The organism is Nonomuraea corallina (assembly GCF_027620315.1).
Taxonomy (GTDB): domain Bacteria; phylum Actinomycetota; class Actinomycetes; order Streptosporangiales; family Streptosporangiaceae; genus Nonomuraea; species Nonomuraea corallina.
In genome coordinates this window covers 1-6,309 of sequence record NZ_JAPNNL010000268.1, presented here as the reverse complement: position 1 = coordinate 6,309, position 6,309 = coordinate 1, and the positions used below count along the sequence as shown (strand labels likewise).

Sequence of the window (6,309 nt, the reverse complement as noted above, 5' to 3'; positions counted from 1 at the left end):
CGTCCGCCAGGCGCCGCGCCGGGCCGAGCTGGCGGTGGGGGCGGCCGTGGTCGTCCTGGTGCTCGTCGCCGACCTGAGGGAGGCGATCGGGTTCTCGTCGTTCGGGGTGCTGGTCTACTACGCGATCGCGAACGCCGCCGCCCTGACCCTGCGCCGCGACGAGGGCGCCCCGCCGAAGGCCGTGCCGGTGCTCGGGCTGGCGCTCTGCCTCCTGCTCGCGGCCACCCTGCCGCTGCCGTCGGTGGTCGCGGGGTTGATCGTGTTCGCCGCCGGCGCGGCGCTGTGGGCGGTGCGCCGACGGCTCGCCTGAAGCGCCGCTTCCTCGTACGGAAAATCCCGGGAGAGGCGTGGGGCCGGTCGGTAGGATGGGCGGCATGACGGCGTTCCCGGTGATGATGGCCCCCTAGCGGGGTTCACCGGACGACGTCCTTGACGAGGCCCTGCGAGCGGGGCCTCTCGTCGTGTCAGGGGGCCACTGGGAGGCACCCGATGTACATCACGACGACCATTCCCTACGTGAACGCCCGCCCGCACCTCGGGTTCGCGCTGGAGATCGTGCAGGGAGACGTGCTGGCCCGCCACCATCGGGGGCGCGGCGAGCCGGTGCGGTTCCACACCGGCACCGACGACAACTCGCTGAAGAACGTGCTGGCCGCAGAGGCGGCGGGGGTGCCGGTGCGCGAGTTGGTGGACCGCAACGCCGCCGCGTTCGAGGGGCTGCGCGGGCCGCTGGACCTGTCGTTCGACGCGTTCGTCCGCACCAGCGCCGACCACGGCCACCGCGCCGGGGTGGAGCGGCTGTGGCACGCGACCGCGCACGACTTCTACCGCCGGCACTACGAAGGGCTCTACTGCGTCGGCTGCGAGCAGTTCTACCAGGAGGGCCCCTGCCCGGAGGGGCACGAGGCCCCGCTGCGGCCGGTGTCGGAGGAGAACTGGTTCTTCCGGCTGTCGCGCTACCGGGAGCCGCTGCTGGAGCTGATCGGGAGCGGCGCTCTGGCGATCGAGCCGGTCGGCCGCAGGAACGAGGTGCTGGCGTTCCTGGAGTCCGGGCTGGAGGACATCAGCGTCTCGCGGTCGGCGGCGCGCTCGCGCGGCTGGGGCATCCCGGTGCCCGGCGACCCCGGCCAGATCGTCTACGTGTGGTGGGACGCGCTGGCCAACTACATCACCGGCCTGGACGGCGACGACTACGGGCGCTGGTGGGAGCGTGAGCCGCACCGGATCCACCTCCTGGGCAAGGGCGTGATCCGCTTCCACGCCGTGTACTGGCCGGCGATGCTGCTCTCGGCCGGGCTGCCGCTGCCCACGCGGCTCTTCGTGCACGACTACGTGACCGCAGGCGGGCGCAAGATCAGCAAGTCGGGGGGCGTGACGGCCGACCCGGTGGCGCTCTCGGCCGCGTACGGGGTGGACGCGGTGCGATGGTGGCTGCTGCGTGAGGTGCCGCGCGTGGGCGACGCGGACTTCACCGAGGAGCGGCTGATCGCCCGCGCCGACGCGGATCTCGCCGACGGCGTCGGCAACCTGGTCCACCGGGTGGTCACGATGGTCCGCCGGTTCTGTGACGGGCGGGTGCCCGACGCCGCGCCGGAGCCGCTGGAGGCCGTGCGGAACGCGGGGGAGCGGGTGCGCGAGGCGCTGGAGGCGTTCGACTTCCGCCGGGCGGCGGGCGCCGTGTGGGCGATCGTCGAGGAGGCCAACCAGCACGTCGAGCGGACCAGGCCGTGGCGGCAGGAGCCCGCCGCCCGGGACCGCTCCCTGGCGACGCTGGTGCACGCCTGCCGGGCGCTCGCCGTACAGCTGGAGCCCTTCCTGCCCACGGCGGCGGGCCGGGTGGCCGCGGCGGTGCGCGAGCGGGAGGACGGGCGGCTGCCCGCGCCCGTGCCGCTCTTCCCCCGGCTGGGCCGGTAGTTGACGGCCCGTCAGTGCCCGCTTACGGTTGCGCCGACAGACCAGCCGGTACGGAGGTGGCCATGTCCGTCGTCAACACCGTCAAAGGCCCGGTCGATGTCGCCGATCTGGGCCAGACCCTGATGCACGAGCACGTCTTCGTCACCGCGACCGAGCACGTCGACAACTACGGCAAGGGCGCCTGGTGGGACGAGGAGGTCCGGGTCGCCGACGCGATCGGCAAGCTGAACGCGCTCGCGGCCAAGGGGGTGCGGACGATCGCCGACCCGACCGTGTGGGGGCTCGGCCGGCACATCCCGCGCATCCAGCGCGTCGCCGCCGGGGTGCCGGACCTCCACGTCATCGTCGCCACGGGCATCTACAGCTTCGAGGAACTGCCCCACCAGTACGAGCACCGTGGCCCCGGGCTGCTCCTCGACATGCCCGACCCGATGATCGACGACTTCGTCCGCGACCTCACCGAGGGCATCGCCGACACCGGCGTCAAGGCGGCCTTCCTCAAGTGCGTGGTCGACCGGCAAGGGCTGACCCCCGGCGTCGAGCGCATCTGCCGGGCCGTCGCGCGGGCGCACGCGCGGACCGGCGCGCCGATCACCGTGCACACCAACTCCGCCACCCAGAGCGGGACCACCGCGCTCGACCTGTTCGCCGAGGAGGGCGTCGACCTGACCAAGGTCGTGGTCGGGCACGCCGGCGACAGCAACGACCTGGACTACCTGCGGCGGCTCGCCGACACCGGGGCGACGCTCGGCATGGACCGGTTCGGGCTCGACCTCTACAACCCGACGCCCCAGCGGGTGGCCACCATCGCGGCCCTGTGCGAGCGCGGCTACGCAGAGCGGATGGTGCTCAGCCACGACACCGCCTGCTTCATGGACTACTTCCCCAACGAGTGGGACCAGGTCGCCGTCATCGCCCCCAACTGGCGTTATGACCATATTCATGATGACGTGCTGCCGGCCTTGCGCGCGGCGGGCGTGACGGACGCCCAGATCGAGCAGATGCTCGTGGTCAACCCCCGCCGATACTTCTCGTAAAGTATGGGGAAGTCATACGCAACGCGGGTAGGTGGAGCCGGGTGACTTCGGACCAAGCCTTGTCGATCAGCCTCGGCCTTCAAGGGCCGTGCGTCATCGCGAGGCTGACGGGCGACTTCGACTTCGGCTCCGCCGCCGAGGTCCGCGACCGGGTCACCAAGGCCCTCGACCTCACCCAGCCGCCGATGCTCATCATCGACATGCAGGCGGTCAGCGTCTGCGACTCCTCCGGCCTGTCCGTGCTGGTCTACCTCCACAAGGCCGTCACCGCCTCCGGCGGCAGGCTGATGCTGTCCGGGCTCAACGGCCGGTGCAAGCACCTGTTCGCGATCACCGCGCTCGACAAGTTCTTCGAGATCAGGCCCACCGCCGAGCTGGCCATCGCCGAGCTGAGCGAAGAGGGGAATTCCCCGCCGTTTACCGGGTAGTCGCCCCGGCATGTCGGCCGAAGAGCCCGATCTGCTCGGCGTCTACCTACGGCAGATCGGCAAAACCCCCCTGCTCTCCGCCGCGGACGAGGTCGACCTGGCCAGACGGATCGAGGCCGGCCTCTACGCGGACCACCTGATCGGCCAGGGCGCGGGCTCCCCGGAGCTGGACGACGTCCGCCGCGACGGCGAACGCGCCAAAGAGCTGCTCATCAGGTCCAACCTGCGGCTCGTCGTGGCCGCGGCGCGCAAGTACGCCCACCGCGGGCTGCCCATGACCGACGTCATCCAGGAGGGCAACCTCGGGTTGATCAGGGCCGTGGAGAAGTTCGACTACCGGCGCGGCTACAAGTTCTCCACCTACGGCATGTGGTGGATCAGGCAGGCCATCGAGCGCGGCATCCACGACAAGAGCCGTACGGTGCGGCTGCCGATCCACGTCGCCGAGGAGCTCTCCCGGCTGCTCACCGTGGAACGCCGGCTGGCCGCCTCGCTCGGCCGCGACCCGGAGCTCGACGAGCTGGCCGAGGCCGCCGGGCGCTCGATCCGCCAGGTGGCGACGTTACGGTCGTACGCCCAGGAGACGGTCAGCCTCGACACACCGGTGGGGGAGAACGGCGAGAGCAGCATCGGCGATCTGATCGCCGACGAGGACGGCGTGGAGGTGCAGGAGTTCACCGAACGCCGGGCGCTCAGCGCCGAGCTGAACGAGCTGGTCACGACGCTGCCGCCGCGCGAGGCGTACATCCTCAGGCTCCGGTTCGGGCTGGCCGGGCAGGAGGTCCGGACTTATACCGAGATCGCTGGGCATCTAGGACTGACCAGGGAGCGGATCCGGCAGTTGGAGAAACAGGCGCTCAAGCGCCTGCGGGAGGGCGGGCCGCTGCTGGCCTGGGCCTCGTAGCCCGATTTTCGGCACATTTGGACGTTGACGTCACTCTGGTGCCTCATGGTTAATCGGAATGCCGCTTTCAACAGGGGGAGGCGGCGGGGGCCGGGCCGTCATGGGGGCAACAGTGCGTGGACGACACCTTGCCGGGAATCGCGCCGGGCATCGCGCCGGGCATCGCGCCGGGCATCGCGCCGGAACGCTGTCGAGGCTGTGGAGACGCTGGCTCGACGGCGCGATCCGCTTCGACCTGCGCGCGTTGAGAGTGAGGGCCAGGGGCGAAGCGCCCCTGGCTGTCAGGCGGTGATCAGCAGGGCAAGGCCGATGAGGACCACGATCGGCACGAGCCAGACGACCGCCTCGGCAGCGAACTCCTTGTACATCGCGTAGAACTCCCTCTCAACGCCCGGGCGGGGGCAGCGTGAACGTCACAGCGAGCATATCCGCCCACGACCTGTGGATCGCCCCCGCCCACCACCCACCGACGCGCCGGGGCGTGCCGGCGGGGAGTGGCTACCGGGGGCGGGTCCGGGCGACGCGCTTGGCCAGGCCGGCCAGGGACTCGTCGGCCATGAGGGCGGGCAGCCGCGGAGCCTCCGCGGTGATCCGGTCATGGGTCTCCTCATGGTCGCCCAGGTGGCGCGTCCAGGCGCGCAGGACCTCGGGCATGGCGGCGATCGCCGCGTCACCGAGGATCGCCTCGCGCGGCAGCCACGACGTCAGGAACGCCGACACCCGGGCCGGGCTCCACCACAGCGGCCGTTCGCCCAGGAACTCCGCCAGGGCGCCGAACGCCTCGTCCGCCCCGGGCAGCGCGGGCAGGTCCTCGAAGGCGGTGAACGTCTCGTCGGGCGCGTGCCGTACCGGATCGGGGATGGACCGGGCGCGTGACAGCGCGAGCGCCCGGACGGCGGGCAGGCCGTCGGCCACCTCGGCCCCCATGAGCAGGTCGGTCACCTCGAACGCGTCCAGCACCCGCCCCGCCACCACGTCCTCCGGCGCCGGAGCCAGGCCGAGGTCGTCGAGGAACGTCGGCTCCTCCACCACCGCGTCCACCGCCAGCCCGCCGTGCGCCTGGTCGATGCCCACCACCAGCAGGTGCGGCTCCTTGCCGTTGGCGTAACGGAACGCGAGGGCCGCGAGCACCTGCTCGCCGTAACGGTCGCCCCGGCCGTACCAGGCACCCTCGCACCGCACCCGACCCATGCGAGCGGCCCACCCGGGCAGCCACGTCAACGCCTCCCGCCCGACCCCGGCGAGATCGGTCACCCCGCCGCCCTCGCCCGCCCCGTCCGCGGAGCGCTCCATCTCCGGTGCGGTGGGTGTCGCGGCCGGCTCCGAGTGGTCCGGCGGGGTGGGGTGGTCCGGCGGGGTGGGGTGGTCGGTCTCCGGACCGGTCGCCGGGGCGTCCGGGTCGGGGGGTGTGAGGATGTCCGCAGCGTCGACGGCGGCCAGGGCGGCGAGTGCCAGCCTCGCCTCCGGGCGCTCGGACCGGGCCAGCTCGTCCAGCAGGTCCTGGCCGGCCTCGGCCGCCAGGCGGGACGCCCAGAGCTCGGTGCGCAGCGGCGAACGCCACCGCAGGAGGTCACGGGCCTGCTCGATCGCGCGGTCGTACGTGGTCACCCTTCGACCGTATCGCCCCGCGCGGACGCCGGTCCTCCCCCCTGACGAGCACGGTGAGGGCCGCCGGTGCCTCCCGGGTGATCGAGGCGGCACCGGGGCAGCTCTTCATCGGTGAGGTCTGGTGCTCCTAGGCGATCGTGGAGGCACTGGCGCGGCTGCTTGTCGGTCAGCCCCGTGCCTCCCGAGGGAGGCACGGGGGCAGCTATGTGTCGGTGAGGCCTGGTGCCTCCTGGGTGATCCCGGGAGGTACGGGCGCGGCTACTTGTCGGTGAGGCCGGCCTTGCGGAGGGCCTCGGCCATGGCGCCCGTCGGCTCGGCTCGGCGCTGGGACTGGCCTCGCCGGTCGCGCTGGGCGTTGGCGCGCTGGTTGTTCTCGCCCCTGCCGCGCCGGTCGCTCTTGGAGCCGTCCCCGCCGTCA

5 protein-coding genes and 1 pseudogene are annotated in these 6,309 nt (G+C 72.3%); 5 read left to right on the top strand and 1 reads right to left on the bottom strand.

Translation table 11 applies throughout. The features are described from left to right. From OUY22_RS35130 to OUY22_RS35110, 5 genes and pseudogenes are all read left to right on the top strand, one after another. A pseudogene (locus tag OUY22_RS35130) lies at window positions 1–310 on the top strand (amino acid permease); the annotation flags it as partial. A gap of 179 nt (window positions 311–489) precedes the next feature. Next, window positions 490–1,914 carry a methionine--tRNA ligase gene (locus OUY22_RS35125; RefSeq protein WP_270159626.1) on the top strand — a complete coding sequence of 475 codons (1,425 nt, stop codon included), beginning with the start codon at window positions 490–492 and terminating at the stop codon, window positions 1,912–1,914. Between the two features lie 62 nt (window positions 1,915–1,976). Then, a complete protein-coding gene (locus tag OUY22_RS35120; protein WP_270159625.1) occupies window positions 1,977–2,951 on the top strand; it encodes a phosphotriesterase family protein in 975 nt (324 codons plus the stop codon). A gap of 41 nt (window positions 2,952–2,992) precedes the next feature. After that, on the top strand, window positions 2,993–3,379 hold the full coding sequence (locus tag OUY22_RS35115; RefSeq protein ID WP_270159624.1) for an STAS domain-containing protein: 387 nt from the start codon (window positions 2,993–2,995) through the stop codon (window positions 3,377–3,379). 10 nt (window positions 3,380–3,389) lie between these two features. Beyond that, window positions 3,390–4,283, top strand: a complete 894-nt coding sequence (locus OUY22_RS35110) for a sigma-70 family RNA polymerase sigma factor (RefSeq protein WP_270159623.1) — start codon at window positions 3,390–3,392, stop codon at window positions 4,281–4,283. A gap of 498 nt (window positions 4,284–4,781) precedes the next feature. Here OUY22_RS35110 and OUY22_RS35105 read toward each other — a convergent pair whose 3' ends face one another. Continuing rightward, window positions 4,782–5,891: a hypothetical protein gene (locus OUY22_RS35105; protein ID WP_270159622.1), complete on the bottom strand. Its 1,110-nt coding sequence runs from the start codon at window positions 5,889–5,891 to the stop codon at window positions 4,782–4,784. Between the last annotated feature and the right edge of the window lie 418 nt (window positions 5,892–6,309).

Coding starts and splice junctions, on each gene's coding strand:
- OUY22_RS35125 (WP_270159626.1), top strand. CDS start 490: ATGTACATCACGACGACCATTCCCTACGTGAACGCCCGCCCGCACCTC.
- OUY22_RS35120 (WP_270159625.1), top strand. CDS start 1,977: ATGTCCGTCGTCAACACCGTCAAAGGCCCGGTCGATGTCGCCGATCTG.
- OUY22_RS35110 (WP_270159623.1), top strand. CDS start 3,390: ATGTCGGCCGAAGAGCCCGATCTGCTCGGCGTCTACCTACGGCAGATC.